We start from the raw sequence: 12,815 nt of genomic DNA on the forward strand, positions 1-12,815 counted from the left end.
AGGAGTACACAGATGGATCACAGCGGGCACGGCATGACGATGGATCTGCCGCCGTTCACGCTGGGGCGCGGCCTCGAGTTCTCGCCGGACCCGTTCTTCCTCGTCGGCTGCCTGGTGGGCCTCGCGGTGTACGGCTGGGGCGTGGCGCGGCTGCGCCGGCGCGGGGACGCCTGGCCGCTGAGCCGGACGACCTTCTTCACCCTGGGCGTGCTGAGCATCGCGCTGATGATGTGCACCAAGCTGAACGACTACGGCATGGTCATGTTCAGCGTGCACATGGTGCAGCACATGGTCATCTCGATGCTCTCGCCGATCCTGCTCCTGCTCGGCGCTCCGGTGACGCTGGCGCTGCGGGCGCTGCCGGTCGCGCCCCGGGGCGACAAGGGTCCGCGCGAGATCCTGCTGATGCTGCTGCACAGCCGCTACATGAAGATCGTCACGCACCCCGCGTTCACGATCCCGCTCTTCATCGCGAGCCTGTACGGCTTCTACTTCACGCCGATCTTCGACACGCTGATGGGGTCGAAGATCGGCCACATCGCGATGATGGTGCACTTCCTCGCCGTCGGTCTGGTCTTCTTCTGGCCGATCATGGGTGTCGACCCGGGTCCGCACCGCCCGGGCTATGTGATGCGGATGCTGGAGCTCTTCGCGGGCATGCCGTTCCACGCCTTCTTCGGCATCGCCCTGATGATGGCGAGCGAGCCGATGATCAAGGCGTACGAGAACCCGCCGGCCTCGCTCGGGATCGACGCGCTCGCCGACCAGAACGCGGCGGGCGGCATCGCCTGGGCGTTCAGCGAGATCCCGTCGGTGCTCGTGCTGATCGCGCTGGTCTACCAGTGGTACCACTCCGAGCAGCGGCAGGCCGTCCGCAAGGACCGGGCCGCCGACCGGGACGGGGACAAGGAGCTGGAGGCGTACAACGCCTACCTGGCCTCCCTCCAGACGCGCGGGCGCTAGCGGATCTCGCACGGGAGTAGCATTCGCCCGCCCCAGGGGTCACGATGAGCGTGACGGCCCCGTCAGGAGGAGGGCGGACAGATGTCCGGTCCCACGAAGGCGATGAGCGTGATCACCGTCGCGGCCCTGGTGCTGACGACGGCGTACACGGTGGCACTCGGCAGCAGCGGCTGGCTCTGGTTCGGCTGGATCGTGCTCGGTGTGGTCACCATCGGTATGGCCGCCGCCGACAGCTCCGTACCGGCGGGTCCGCGCCGCCGGGGACCGAGCAGGCCGGGCCCGCAGCCCTGAGCGGTCGCCCCGGCCGCTATCCGCGCGGGGCGAGGACGACCCAGACGGGGCCGGGGGCGAAGTTCAGGGGCTCGCCCGCCGGGGTGGTGAAGGCCGTGCCGTTCGTTGCGGAGGGGCGGTTCCAGCGGGCCTCGTGGGCGCGGCCGTCGCGCAGGACGAGGGCGCTGCCGCTGCCGACCGTCTCGGTGTACGGGGAGACGCTGCCGAGCACGTCGTGGAAGCGCGAGGACCGTATGGTCACGTACTGCACCACGACCGTCGCCGCGGTGACCTGGCCCTCGTCCGTGGTCCGGGCGGGCCGGCCGTCCATCGCGACCCGCCAGTTCTTCTCCGCGGGTGACCAGGTGAAGGCGTAGCGGGAGGCCGGGAAGCGCACGGTCCGTTCGTTGACCGGCTCGCCGCCCGTGGGGGCCGGGCCGAAGCGGAAGCCGATGTCCTTGGCGTTCTCCGCGTCCGGGGCCGCGGCCAGGACGCGCGCGGGCAGGACGTACAGGTTGTGGGGAGCGGCCCTGCCCCGGTCGCGGACGTAGGCGCCAGGGGCGTCCTCGGGCGGCAGGACGTCCAGCGGGGCGGCCTGGAGGAGCGGTTTCAGGGCGGTCTGGGAGCCGGAGTAGGCGAGCGCGGGACGGCCGAACTGGCGGAGCAGCTCGATGTCGGACTCGCGGGCGCTCCTGACCGGTCCGATCCGTTCCGGTAGCTCGGCGGAGTACACGGCGAGCAGCCGGGTCTGGCCGCCCTCGACCTGCTCGACGTAGACGAGGTCGGCCGCGCCGAGGCCGGTGTGCGGGCGGGCGGGCGGCACGTTGTCGATCTTGACGGCGAGGACCGGGGCGGGCCGGGCCGGCAGTCCCGTGAAGGGCGAGCGGCCTTCGGGAACGGGGGTGGGCGCCGTCGGAGTCGGGGTAGGTGTGGGTTCCGGGGTGCCGGAGTCGGCGCAACCGTACAACCCGGCGGTCATCACCGCGCACAGCAGCACGGTGACGGCTGCGCCGGGCCGTATGTGTCGCGGTGTACGTCGGCGTTCGGCGGCCATCAGGACCCACTCTCCGTATCCAGTGTGGACCAGGGTCGCGTGAGTGGTTACAAATAACCATCGCACTACCGAGACGGGGGCCGTCGGTGTTCTATCACGTCCTGAAGTACGTCCTGCTGGGACCGTGGCTGAGGCTGGTGTTCCGGCCGCGCATCGAGGGCCTGGAGCACATTCCGGCGGACGGCGCGGCGATCGTCGCCGGTAACCACCTGTCGTTCTCCGACCACTTTCTGATGCCGGTCGTCCTCAAGCGCCGGATCACGTTCCTCGCCAAGCAGGAGTACTTCACCGGGCCGGGCGTCAAGGGCCGGCTGACCGCCGCGTTCTTCCGCAGCGCCGGGCAGATCCCGGTCGACCGCTCCGGCAAGGAGGCCGGGCGGGCGGCGATCCGCGAGGGGCTCGGGGTGCTGGCCAAGGGCGAGCTGCTCGGCATCTATCCCGAGGGCACGCGCTCGCACGACGGCCGGCTCTACAAGGGCAAGGTCGGCGTGGCGGTCATGGCGATCACCGCCGGGGTGCCGGTGATCCCGTGCGCGATGGTGGGGACCTTCGAGATCCAGCCGCCCGGCAAGGTCGTGCCCCGGGTCAAGCGGGTCACCGTCCGGTTCGGCGCGCCGCTCGACTTCTCCCGGTACGCCGGCATGGAGGGCGAGAAGGCGGCGGTCCGCGCGGTGACGGACGAGATCATGTACGAGATCCTCGCGCTGTCCGGGCAGGAGTACGTCGACGACTACGCGGCCAAGGTGAAGGCCGCCGAGCAGGAGGCGAAGGCGCGGAACTCGGGGGCGTCGGGAAAGTTCCCGCGCCGGGGACGCTGACGGCGGATCCGCGCTCGGCGTAAGGAACCGGGGCGATGATCGCGGCCGCCGTATCGTCGCGCCCATGGGACAAGGACGCGCATTCGTACTGGGAGCTACGGGACAGGTGGGGCGGGCGGCCGTGCGGGCGCTCGTCGCGGACGGCTGGGAGGTGACGGCGGCCTCGCGGCGCGGTGGCCGAGGCGATGAGTGGCCGGCGGAGGTCCGGTCGGTGGCCGTCGACCGTGACGAGGAGGGCGCGCTCGCGGCCGCGCTCGGCGACGGCTGTGACGTGCTGGTCGACATCGTCGCGTACCACGCGGGACATGCACGGCAGCTGACGGCCCTTGCGGACCGGATCGGTTCGGCGGTGGTGGTCTCCAGCGGCGCGGTGTACGAGGACGACCGGGGCCGCAACTTCGACACCCAGGACGAGCCGGACGGCTTCCCCGCCTACCCGGTGCCGATCCCGGAGTCGTGGCGGACGGTCGCGCCGGGCGAGGGGACGTACGGGACGCGGAAGGTGGCCCTGGAGCGGGAGTTGCTCGCGGCGGGCGCGGCGCTGCCGACGACGGTGCTGCGGGCGGGTGCGATCCACGGGCCGCACTGCCCGGGCCCGCGCGAGCTGTGGTTCGTCAAGCGCGCGCTCGACGGGCGGCCGGTGCGGATCCTCTCGTACGACGGCACGTCCCGGTTCCATCCAGTGCACGTGGACAACCTCGGGGAGTTGGTCCGGCTCGCGGCGGCGAAGCCGGGAACGCGGGTCTTCAACGGCGGTGACCCGCAGGCCCCGACGGTCGCGGAGATCGGCGCGGCGATCGACGCCGTGATGGGTGTGGAGAGCGAGACGGTACTGATCGAGGGCGAGCCGGAGGGCACGGTGGGGCTCACTCCCTGGACCGCGCCCCACCCGGTCGTCTTCGACATGGGCGCGGCGGAGCGGGAGCTCGGGTACCGGCCGGTGGTGTCGTACGCCGACTCCCTGCCCGCGACGGTCGCGTATCTGTCCCGGCGGGTGGCGGAGGAGGGCTGGCGGGAGGCGTTCCCCGGCCTGGTGAAGTACGGAGTGGACTTCTTCGACTACGCGGCCGAGGACGCCTGGCTCGCCGCGCGTTGAGCGAACCGGGACGGGAGGAGGGGCGGGCCGCCGGGCGGCCCGCCCCTCCCCCGTCACCCGGTCCTTACGGCTGGGGCGTGGCGTGCGGCGCGCACGTCACGTCCCGGCTGTCGAGCTTGCCGGTGAGGAGGTAGGCCTCCACCCGGGTGTTCAGGCACGGGTTGGCGACGTTGGTGATGCCGTGCGAGCCGGCGTCCCGCTCGGTGATGAGGCGCGAGCCCTTGAAGCGCTTGTGCAGTTCGACGGCTCCCTCGTACGGCGTGGCCGCGTCGCGCTCGGCCTGGGTGATGAGCACGGGCGGCAGGCCCTTGCCGGTGCGGACCTCGGTCGGCTGCTGGCGCGGGGTGGACCAGGTGGCGCAGGGCAGGTTCATCCAGGCGTTGGACCAGGTCATGAACGGGTACCGCTCGTGGAGCCGGCTGTTGTCGCGGTCCCACTTCTTCCAGCTGGTCGGCCAGGGGGCGTCGGCGCACTCGACGGCCGTGTAGACGGCGTTGCCGTTCTCCGAGGCGGCGTTGCCGGCCGTGTCGGTGGGGTCGGAGGCGGCCGCGTCGATCAGCGGCTGCGGGTCTCCGGCGGCGTACGCGCTCCAGGCCTCGGCGACCGGGGCCCACATCGAGTCGTAGTAGGGCGCGTTCTGGAAGAAGCCGACGAGCTCGGCCGGGCCGACCTTGCCGCCGAGGGGGTTCTTCTTGGCGGCGGCGCGCAGCGTGTCCCACTGGCCGCGGACCTCGGCGTAGGTGTCGCCGAGGTGGTAGGTGGCGTCGTGCCGGGCGACCCAGGTCATCCAGTCCTCGAGCCGGCCCTCGAAGGCGATGTCCTGGTCGAGGTTGGCCTCGTACCAGATCTTCTGCTTCGACGGGTTGACGACGCTGTCGAGCACCATGCGGCGGACGTGCGTCGGGAAGAGGGTGCCGTAGACGGCGCCGAGGTAGGTGCCGTAGGAGACGCCGACGAAGTTGAGCTTCTTCTCGCCGAGCGCGGCCCTGATGACGTCGAGGTCGCGGGCGGTGTTGCGGGTGTTGATGTACGGCAGGATGTCGCCGTTCTTCTCCGCGCAGCCCTCGGCGTACTCGGCGGCGAGCTTGCGCTGCGCGAGCTTGTCTGCCTCGGTGTCGGGGACCGGGTCGAGCTTGGGTCCCTTGACGAACTCGGCCGGGTCGACGCAGGAGATGGGGGCCGAGTGGCCGACACCGCGCGGGTCGAAGCCGACGAAGTCGTACGCCTTGGCGGCGCTCGCCCAGATCGTGTTCTTGGTGGTGACCCGGCGCGGGAAGCGGAGTCCGGAGCCGCCGGGGCCGCCGGGGTTGTAGAGCAGGGCGCCCTGGCGCTCGGCGGGGGTGCCGGTGGAGCCGATGCGGTCGACGGCGATCTTGATCTGCTTGCCGTTGGGCCGGGCGTAGTCGACCGGGACGGTGACCCAGCCGCACTGGATGGGCTTCTCCAGACCCCAGTCGGCCGGACAGTCCTGCCAGTCGATGCCCTGGTCGGCGGCGCGCTGGGCGGCGAGGGCCGTGCCGCGTGCCTCCGCGTCGGGCCGGTGGCGCTGGTCGGCGCTCGCGGCCGGGGCGGCCAGCGCGCCCGCCATGAGCGTGCCCGCTATCAGAACGCCTGCCGAGCCGAGCGCTGCCGTGCGTCTCACGTGAAGTCTCCCCCTGTGGGTGTCGGTCTGTCCGGAGGGATCCTTTCGTCCGGCCGACGCACGGGAAAGGGCGTACACGTGTTTCTTTGCCGAACCAATAACCGGATACCGCTGTACCGCTGAGCGGTGAACTCAGGACGGCGCGAGGATGCCGAGCGCCTCGTCGAGGACCCGGCGCAGCCGGAGCGCGTCGGGGGCGACGGCCGTGACCAGCGCACCGGGTCCGGCGAGCGGGGCGAGGACGGCGTTCTCCGCGAGCGCCCGGGGCTCCACCGGATCCTTCTCGAACGCGGGGTCCACGACGAGGAGTTGGCCCACCGAGCGGTGTCCTGCGAGGACCGCTCCGCCGTCCCAGCCGCCCAGGGAGCCGGGTCCGTACGCCACCTCCTGGTCGAGCAGGGGGCGACCGGCGCGGTGGACGGTGAGGCGGGAGAGGAGCGTGCCGGTCTCCTCGCCGTGGCGGCCGAGGATCTGCTCCTCCCGGAGCACGAGCCGTGCGGTGGGGGCCAGTGCGACGGTGGTGCGCATCACGAGTGCGGATCCCTGGGCGCAGACCAGCTGTTCGGGCAGCCAGCGCAGCACCGCGCCGTCGCCGACCGCCAACCGCACGTCGTACGTGGCCGGTTCGGCGGAGCGGCCGGGCAGGGCCACGGTCGCGGCGGCCGAGTCGACCAGGAGCCAGGCCCCGTCCCGTACCTCCGACTCGATCGCGAGCCGGTCGCCGCCGAGCGGGGCGCTCATCGCGCCGACGACGGTGACCCGCGTGTACGGGCCGGTGGCACGGGTCCGGCGGAGCGCGAGGGGGCCGTCGCTCCGGAGGACGGGCAGCCCGCCGTCGGCGTCGGCGACGATCCGGGCGGTGGCGCTCAGGCTCATGCGGACCAGGCGCCGAGCCGCTCGCGGACCCAGTCGGCGACGGGCGTGACGCCCTGCTCGCCGGTGAGCGAGGTGAAGGCGACGGGCAGGTCGCCGCGCTGCTCCTTGGCGTCGCGTGCCATGCGCTCCAGGTCGGAGCCGACGTACGGGGCGAGGTCGGTCTTGTTGACGACGAGCAGGTCGGCGGTGGTGACGCCGGGGCCGCCCTTGCGGGGGATGTCGTCGCCGCCCGCCACGTCGATGACGAAGATCTGGGCGTCGACCAGGCCCTTGGAGAAGGTGGCGGTCAGGTTGTCGCCGCCGGACTCGACGAGGATGAGGTCGAGCGGGCCGACCGTGTCCTCCAGCTCCTCGACGGCTTCGAGGTTGGCGGAGATGTCGTCGCGGATCGCGGTGTGCGGGCAGGCGCCGGTCTCCACGGCCTGGATCCGCTCGGGGGGCAGGACGGCGTGACGGAGCAGGAACTCGGCGTCCTCGCGGGTGTAGATGTCGTTGGTGACGACGGCGATCGAGAGCTGGTCGCGCAGGGCGCGGCAGAGCGCGGCGACGGTCGCGGTCTTGCCGGACCCGACGGGCCCGCCGAGCCCGATGCGCAGGGCGCGCCGGGTTCCGTCGGGACGGTGGGCGTCGGCGGAGACGGCGCCGGCGTGGTCGTGGGAGTGATCGAGATGCATGGGTGGGCTCCAGCGGTTGAGGGGTGTGGTCGAGGGGTTGCGGGGGGGCCTAGGGCGGGCACGACCCGCGGCCCCGGGGCCGCTTGGGTGATCGGGTTCCCGCGCACCGCGCCCTACGGCGCCCGCCGCTCATGACGCGAACAGCCGGACGGGCCAGGTCGCGTGCTGTTCGGCGGTGATGTCGAGCAACGGGGCCGATGCGGCCGGGAGGGCGTCGATGCCGAGGCAGGCCGCGGCCACCGCGCGCTCGGCGACCTGGTCCATCTCCGGCGCCAGGCGGGCGAGGACGGCCGTCGCCTGGAAGGGGTCCAGGCTGAGGAGCCGTACCGCCGCCGTCGCCGGGCCGCTGACCGTCTCGTACGCGACGCAGTGCGCGGCGTCCTCGGGCCCGAGCCCCGCGGCCCTGGCCGTGACGCCGAGGACGACCGGCTGGTGCGCGCCGCGCGGGAACGCGGCCGCGAGCGCGTCGAGTTCGGGGCAGGGCCAGGTGGCGCGGGCGGCGCGCATCATCTGCCGGCCGAGTTTGCGCGCCGCCCCGCGCAGGGCGGGCGAGGGGGTGCGGGCGTCGGCGGCGGCGTCGAGCGCGTACGGGTCGTGGCCGCGCGCGGCCGCCGCGGCGAGGCCCGCCGAGGTGAGGCCGGTGGTGTGGAGCCGGCCCCGGCAGAACGCGGCGAGGCTCGCCGCGTCCGTGATCCGGCCGGCCTTGACGGCTGCCTCGGCCCCACCGGAGTGGGCGTGCCCGCCGGCGGGGAAGCGCCCGTCGGCGAGCACGAGCAGAGCGGCTGCGCGCGCACCCATGTCAGAAGAGGAAGTAGCGCTGGGCGAGGGGCAGTTCCTCGGCGGGGGCAGGGTCGACAGGTTCGCCGTCGATCGTGACGGTGAACGTGTCGGCGTCGACCTCGACGCGGGGCAGGGCGTCGTTCTCCCTCATGTCCGCCTTGGTGATCCGCCGGGTGTTCTTGATGGCGACGAACTTCCGGTCCAGGCCGAGGCGTTCGGGGAGGTCGTCCTCGATCGCCGACTGCGTGACGAAGTTCAGGGAGTTGGCCGCCGGGGCCTTGCCGAGCGCCCCGAACATCGGGCGGGGCAGGATCGGCTGGGGTGTGGGGATGGAGGCGTTGGCGTCGCCCATCTGCGCGTACGCGATCTGGCCGCCCTTGAGCACGACCAGCGGCTTCACCCCGAAGAACGCGGGCTCCCAGAGCACCAGGTCGGCGAGTTTGCCCGCCTCGACCGAACCGATCTCGTGGTCGAGCCCCTGGGCCACCGCCGGGTTGATCGTGTACTTGGCGACATAGCGACGCGCCCGGTGGTTGTCGGCGCGGCCGTCGCCCGGCAGCGCTCCTCGGCGCTTCTTCATGACGTGCGCGGTCTGCCAGGTCCGCATGATCACTTCACCGATGCGCCCCATGGCCTGCGAGTCGGAGGAGATGATCGAGATGGCGCCGAGGTCGTGCAGCACGTCCTCGGCGGCGATGGTGGAGGGCCGGATCCGGGACTCGGCGAAGGCCAGGTCCTCGGGGACGGCCGGGTTGAGGTGGTGGCAGACCATCAGCATGTCGAGGTGTTCCTCGATGGTGTTGACGGTGTGCGGCCTGGTCGGGTTCGTGGAGCTGGGCAGGACGTACGGCTCGGACACCACGGTGATGATGTCCGGCGCGTGCCCGCCGCCCGCACCCTCGGTGTGGTACGCGTGGATGGTGCGCCCGGCGATGGCGGCGAGGGTGTCGGCGACGAACCCCGCCTCGTTCAAGGTGTCGGTGTGGATGGCGAGTTGGGCGCCGGTCTCCTCACAGACGGTCAGACAGGCGTCGATGACGGCCGGGGTCGCCCCCCAGTCCTCGTGGATCTTGAACCCGAGTGCGCCGCCCCGCAGTTGGGAGTACATGGCATCGCGGGACATCGTGTTGCCCTTGCCGAGCAGGCCGATGTTGACCGGGGAGTTCTCAAGCGCCGCGAACATCCCGGCGAGGTGCCAGGGGCCCGGGGTGACGGTGGTGGCCTTGGTGCCCTCGGCGGGGCCTGTGCCGCCGCCGACGAGGGTGGTGATGCCGGAGGCGAGGGCCTCGTCGATGATGGTCGGCGCGATGAAGTGGATGTGGGTGTCGATACCGCCCGCCGTGACGATCCGGCCGTTGCCGACGATCACCTCGGTCTCCGGTCCGATGACCAGGTCCGGGTGGACGCCGTCCATGGTGTCGGGGTTGCCGGCCTTGCCGATGCCGGTGATCCGACCGTCGCGGATGCCGATGTCAGCCTTGATCACGCCCCAGTGGTCGATGATCACGGCGCCGGTGATCACGGTGTCGGGCGCGCCCTCGGCCCGTGTCGTGCGGGCCTGGCCCATCGACTCGCGGATGACCTTGCCGCCACCGAAGACGGCCTCGTCGCCCGCGCGGCCGGGGCCGCCGGAGCGGTCCTCCTCGATCTCGACGACGAGGTCGGTGTCGGCGAGCCGGATGCGGTCTCCGGTGGTGGGGCCGAACAGGTCGGCGTAGACGGCGCGGTGCAGCTCAGGCACGGTCGCCTCCGTTCGCGTCGAGGGGGCCGGTCGCGTCGAGGGGGCCGGTCGCGTCGAGGGGGCCGGCCGTCTCGCCGCGCAGGCCGGGGACGATCCGGCGGCCCGCCAGCGGGACGAGTTCGACCTCGACCGGGATGCCGGGCTCGAAGCGCACCGCCGTACCGGCGGCGATGTGCAGGCGCAGGCCGTGCGCGGCGGCGCGGTCGAAGTCGAGACCGGGGTTGGCCTCGGCGAAGTGGTAGTGGGAGCCGACCTGGACGGGCCGGTCGGCGGCGTTGAGGACGGTGAGGCGGGTGACAGGGCGACCCTCGTTGAGGATGACGGATCCGTCACCGAAGAGGATCTCTCCGGGAATCATCGGCGGCGCTCCCGTCACACGATCGGGTCGTGGACGGTGACGAGCTTGGTGCCGTCCGGGAAGGTGGCCTCGACCTGGACGTCGTGGATCATCTCCGGGATTCCGGTCATGACCTCGTCGCGGGTGAGCACCTTGCGGCCCGACGCCATGAGCTCCGCGACGGTCCGGCCGTCGCGGGCGCCCTCCAGGATGTGGGTGGTGATCAGGGCGACGGCCTCGGGGTGGTTGAGCTTGACGCCACGCGCCCTGCGCTTCTCGGCCACATCGGCGGCCACATGGATGAGCAGGCGTTCCTGCTCGTGCGGCGACAGTTGCACGCTTCCACCTCACAGTCGTCCACCGGGCAGGCGCCCGGACAGCAGCGGACCTTACCGACCGTCAACACTCTGTTGAGCTGCGGTGATGGCCGCCCGGCCAGACATTGCACGTTAGGGCGAAAGTTTTTCCTACGCGTTAACTCGCGCTTTGCGGCCGCATGGACATGAGCCCGCGCAGGCCGTCCTGCAGCACTTCGACCTCGACGTCGCCGAAGAGCGCCTGCTGGGCGATGTACCCCTGAGCGGTGGCGATGAGGGTGCGGGCCACCCGGTCGGCGGGGACGTCGGCCGTCATGAGACCGGTCTCGCGGTAGACCTCGACGAGTTCCGCCCAGACCCCGCGCATGCCGTTGTAGCCGTCGGAGAGGGTCTGGAAGAGCCGCTCGTTGCGCAGGGTCTCGGACCAGACCTGGAGGATGAGCCGCGCGAAGGCCCGGCGGTCCGCGCCGGGGATCCGCTCCTCCAGGAAGAGCTTGAGGACGGCGCCGAGGAGGATGTCGGGCGTGGGCGGCGGCGTGGCCTTCGCGGCCTCGGCGAAGGCCCCGCGGATCCCTTCGAACGCCTCCGCCGCGATGGCCGCGATCAGCTCCTCCTTGCCGCTGAAGTAGCGGTAGACGGCGCCGGCCGAGAGGCCCACCTCGGTCAGGACGTCCTGCATGGACGTGGCGTGGAAGCCGTTGCGGGCGAAGCAGCGCGCGGCGCCGTCGAGGATCTGACGGCGGCGGGCGTCGAGGTGTTCCTGGGAGACGCGAGCCATGCCCGAAATCTAAAACGAACATTCATTCTTGACAAGCGACCACCCCGGAGAGACAGTGGGGGCCACCGTAAAACGAACGATCCTTCTCTTTGAATCGAGAGCCTCATGTCCGCCTCTGCCACCCGCAAGACCCTCGCGGTGCTGGTATTGATCCCGGTCGTCGTGGCCCTGGCCCTCTGGGCCTTCGCCTGGCCCGCCGCCCGGATCGCCCCACGCGACCTGCCCATCGGCGTCGCGGGTCCCGCCACCGCCACCGCCCCGCTGGAACAGCGCCTCGCCGAACGCGACGGCGCCTTCGAGGTCCACCGTTACGACTCCGAGGCCGCCGCCCGTACGGCGATCGAGGACCGGGTCGTATACGGCGCGGCGGTCGTGACTCCGCAGGGACCCGAACTGCTGACCGCGTCCGCCGCGAGCCCGGTCGTCGCCGGGCTGCTGCGCGAGGCCGTCACCGCCCAGCTCCCGCCCGGCACCCAGGTCACGGTGACCGACGTCGTCCCGGCCCCCGCGGGCGACCCCCGCGGCAGCGCCTTCGGGGCGGGCCTGTTCCCGCTGATCCTGGCCGGCGCGGCCTCCGGCATCGTGGTGACCGTCCTCGGCCTGCGGGGCGCCCGCGCGGCCGTGACCCTGCTCGGCGCCGCCGCGCTCGCCGGGATCGTCGGCGCCTCGCTCGCCCACAGCTGGCTCGGCGTGTTCGCCGGCGACTGGTGGGCCGAGGCCGGGGTCCTCGGACTGACCGTGCTCGCGATCGGCGCGGCGATCGCGGGGCTCGCCGCGCTCATCGGCAAGCCGGGCATCGGCGTCGGCGCGCTCACGATGATCCTGCTGGGCAACCCGTTCTCGGGCGTGGCGAGCGCGCCCGAGCTGCTCCCCGCGCCGGTGGGCGCGCTCGGGCAGTGGCTGCCCCCGGGCGCGGGAGGCTCCGCGCTTCGCTCGGTCGCCTTCTTCGACGGCGCGGGCGCGGGCTCGGCGCTGCTCGTCCTCGGCGCGTGGGTGGTCGCCGGGCTGACGGCGCTGCTCGTCGGCGGCCGGCGGGCCAAGGCGGAGAGCGAGCCGACCGCCGGCCCGGCGGCCGAACCGGCGACGGTGGGCTGACGCCCTACTCGTACAGCCGCGTGTCCCCGCCGTAGCGGACGGGGGCACGCGGCTTTCTCATGCCCCGGGGGCTCCGGGGATGCCGGGGGTGCGGTGGCGGGCCGCGAGGCCGAAGCGCCCCTGTTCACCCGGAGCGGACGTGAGCGAGCGGAAGTCGGAGACCGCGCTGCCCGCGAGATCCTCGGCGACCTCGTGCTCCGCTTCGAGTTTCTCCAGGTCAGCGGCTGACACCAGCGCCACGAGGGGCTTTCCGTGCCGGGTCACGACGACCCGCTCGTTGCCGTACACCACGCGGTTGATCAGGTCGGCGAGCTCTGCACGTGCTTGCGTCACCGGAATCTCGTAGGCCATGCTCCACATCTTACGACCTGTAC

The 12,815-nt window shown here is 72.3% G+C and carries 15 protein-coding genes; 5 read left to right on the plus strand and 10 right to left on the minus strand.

Annotated elements, in window-relative coordinates; all coding sequences use genetic code 11:
• The first annotated feature begins 12 nt into the window (after positions 1 to 12).
• Entirely contained in the window at positions 13 to 963 is a 951-nt protein-coding gene (locus ACGFYP_RS27870) for a cytochrome c oxidase assembly protein (RefSeq protein WP_393499003.1), read from the plus strand.
• Positions 964 to 1,044: 81 nt separating this feature from the next.
• Positions 1,045 to 1,254 (plus strand): hypothetical protein, encoded by a 210-nt coding sequence (locus ACGFYP_RS27875; protein WP_393499363.1) that lies wholly within the window; start codon positions 1,045 to 1,047, stop codon positions 1,252 to 1,254.
• A gap of 16 nt (positions 1,255 to 1,270) precedes the next feature.
• Here the strand turns inward: ACGFYP_RS27875 and ACGFYP_RS27880 are convergent, their stop codons facing one another.
• A complete protein-coding gene (locus ACGFYP_RS27880) occupies positions 1,271 to 2,287 on the minus strand; it encodes a DUF3048 domain-containing protein (RefSeq protein ID WP_393499006.1) in 1,017 nt (338 codons plus the stop codon).
• Between the two features lie 86 nt (positions 2,288 to 2,373).
• Here ACGFYP_RS27880 and ACGFYP_RS27885 point away from each other — a divergent pair, with 86 nt between their 5' ends.
• Together ACGFYP_RS27885 and ACGFYP_RS27890 are read left to right on the plus strand one after the other, a co-directional pair.
• On the plus strand, positions 2,374 to 3,105 hold the full coding sequence (locus tag ACGFYP_RS27885) for a lysophospholipid acyltransferase family protein (RefSeq protein WP_393499009.1): 732 nt from the start codon (positions 2,374 to 2,376) through the stop codon (positions 3,103 to 3,105).
• A gap of 64 nt (positions 3,106 to 3,169) precedes the next feature.
• Positions 3,170 to 4,201, plus strand: a complete 1,032-nt coding sequence (locus ACGFYP_RS27890; RefSeq protein ID WP_393499012.1) for an NAD-dependent epimerase/dehydratase family protein — start codon at positions 3,170 to 3,172, stop codon at positions 4,199 to 4,201.
• A 64-nt stretch (positions 4,202 to 4,265) separates the two neighbouring features.
• Here ACGFYP_RS27890 and ACGFYP_RS27895 read toward each other — a convergent pair whose 3' ends face one another.
• The 8 genes from ACGFYP_RS27895 to ACGFYP_RS27930 form a co-directional block, all read right to left on the minus strand.
• Positions 4,266 to 5,843, minus strand: a complete 1,578-nt coding sequence (locus tag ACGFYP_RS27895; protein WP_393499015.1) for an alpha/beta hydrolase — start codon at positions 5,841 to 5,843, stop codon at positions 4,266 to 4,268.
• A 132-nt stretch (positions 5,844 to 5,975) separates the two neighbouring features.
• Positions 5,976 to 6,719, minus strand: coding sequence for an urease accessory protein UreD (locus ACGFYP_RS27900; RefSeq protein ID WP_393499019.1), 744 nt, complete (start codon positions 6,717 to 6,719; stop codon positions 5,976 to 5,978).
• Complete coding sequence (gene ureG, locus ACGFYP_RS27905) at positions 6,716 to 7,393, minus strand: urease accessory protein UreG (protein ID WP_361957435.1); 678 nt, start codon at positions 7,391 to 7,393, stop codon at positions 6,716 to 6,718. The genes ACGFYP_RS27900 and ureG overlap by 4 nt, the downstream gene beginning before the upstream one ends.
• A 129-nt stretch (positions 7,394 to 7,522) precedes the next feature.
• Positions 7,523 to 8,191: an urease accessory protein UreF gene (locus ACGFYP_RS27910; RefSeq protein WP_393499023.1), complete on the minus strand. Its 669-nt coding sequence runs from the start codon at positions 8,189 to 8,191 to the stop codon at positions 7,523 to 7,525.
• Position 8,192: 1 nt separating this feature from the next.
• On the minus strand, positions 8,193 to 9,914 hold the full coding sequence (locus ACGFYP_RS27915; protein ID WP_393499026.1) for an urease subunit alpha: 1,722 nt from the start codon (positions 9,912 to 9,914) through the stop codon (positions 8,193 to 8,195).
• Entirely contained in the window at positions 9,907 to 10,272 is a 366-nt protein-coding gene (locus ACGFYP_RS27920) for an urease subunit beta (RefSeq protein WP_393499029.1), read from the minus strand. Before ACGFYP_RS27920 ends, ACGFYP_RS27915 begins: the two co-directional genes overlap by 8 nt.
• Positions 10,273 to 10,286: 14 nt before the next feature.
• Positions 10,287 to 10,589, minus strand: coding sequence for an urease subunit gamma (locus ACGFYP_RS27925; RefSeq protein ID WP_361957423.1), 303 nt, complete (start codon positions 10,587 to 10,589; stop codon positions 10,287 to 10,289).
• A 136-nt stretch (positions 10,590 to 10,725) separates the two neighbouring features.
• On the minus strand, positions 10,726 to 11,346 hold the full coding sequence (locus tag ACGFYP_RS27930) for a TetR/AcrR family transcriptional regulator (protein WP_361957420.1): 621 nt from the start codon (positions 11,344 to 11,346) through the stop codon (positions 10,726 to 10,728).
• Between the two features lie 105 nt (positions 11,347 to 11,451).
• On the opposite strand from ACGFYP_RS27930, the gene ACGFYP_RS27935 reads away from it, so the two are divergent.
• Positions 11,452 to 12,441 (plus strand): ABC transporter permease, encoded by a 990-nt coding sequence (locus tag ACGFYP_RS27935; RefSeq protein ID WP_393499034.1) that lies wholly within the window; start codon positions 11,452 to 11,454, stop codon positions 12,439 to 12,441.
• 57 nt (positions 12,442 to 12,498) lie between these two features.
• Here the strand turns inward: ACGFYP_RS27935 and ACGFYP_RS27940 are convergent, their stop codons facing one another.
• Complete coding sequence (locus tag ACGFYP_RS27940) at positions 12,499 to 12,792, minus strand: type II toxin-antitoxin system Phd/YefM family antitoxin (protein ID WP_361957414.1); 294 nt, start codon at positions 12,790 to 12,792, stop codon at positions 12,499 to 12,501.
• Between the last annotated feature and the right edge of the window lie 23 nt (positions 12,793 to 12,815).

Origin of the sequence: Streptomyces sp. NPDC048370 (assembly GCF_043200825.1) — a bacterium.
Classification (GTDB): Bacteria; Actinomycetota; Actinomycetes; order Streptomycetales; family Streptomycetaceae; genus Streptomyces.

Coding starts and splice junctions, on each gene's coding strand:
- ACGFYP_RS27870 (WP_393499003.1), top strand. CDS start 13: ATGGATCACAGCGGGCACGGCATGACGATGGATCTGCCGCCGTTCACG.
- ACGFYP_RS27875 (WP_393499363.1), top strand. CDS start 1,045: ATGTCCGGTCCCACGAAGGCGATGAGCGTGATCACCGTCGCGGCCCTG.
- ACGFYP_RS27880 (WP_393499006.1), bottom strand. CDS start 2,287: ATGGCCGCCGAACGCCGACGTACACCGCGACACATACGGCCCGGCGCA.
- ACGFYP_RS27890 (WP_393499012.1), top strand. CDS start 3,170: ATGGGACAAGGACGCGCATTCGTACTGGGAGCTACGGGACAGGTGGGG.
- ACGFYP_RS27900 (WP_393499019.1), bottom strand. CDS start 6,719: ATGAGCCTGAGCGCCACCGCCCGGATCGTCGCCGACGCCGACGGCGGG.
- ureG (WP_361957435.1), bottom strand. CDS start 7,393: ATGCATCTCGATCACTCCCACGACCACGCCGGCGCCGTCTCCGCCGAC.
- ACGFYP_RS27910 (WP_393499023.1), bottom strand. CDS start 8,191: ATGGGTGCGCGCGCAGCCGCTCTGCTCGTGCTCGCCGACGGGCGCTTC.
- ACGFYP_RS27920 (WP_393499029.1), bottom strand. CDS start 10,272: ATGATTCCCGGAGAGATCCTCTTCGGTGACGGATCCGTCATCCTCAAC.
- ACGFYP_RS27930 (WP_361957420.1), bottom strand. CDS start 11,346: ATGGCTCGCGTCTCCCAGGAACACCTCGACGCCCGCCGCCGTCAGATC.
- ACGFYP_RS27935 (WP_393499034.1), top strand. CDS start 11,452: ATGTCCGCCTCTGCCACCCGCAAGACCCTCGCGGTGCTGGTATTGATC.
- ACGFYP_RS27940 (WP_361957414.1), bottom strand. CDS start 12,792: ATGGCCTACGAGATTCCGGTGACGCAAGCACGTGCAGAGCTCGCCGAC.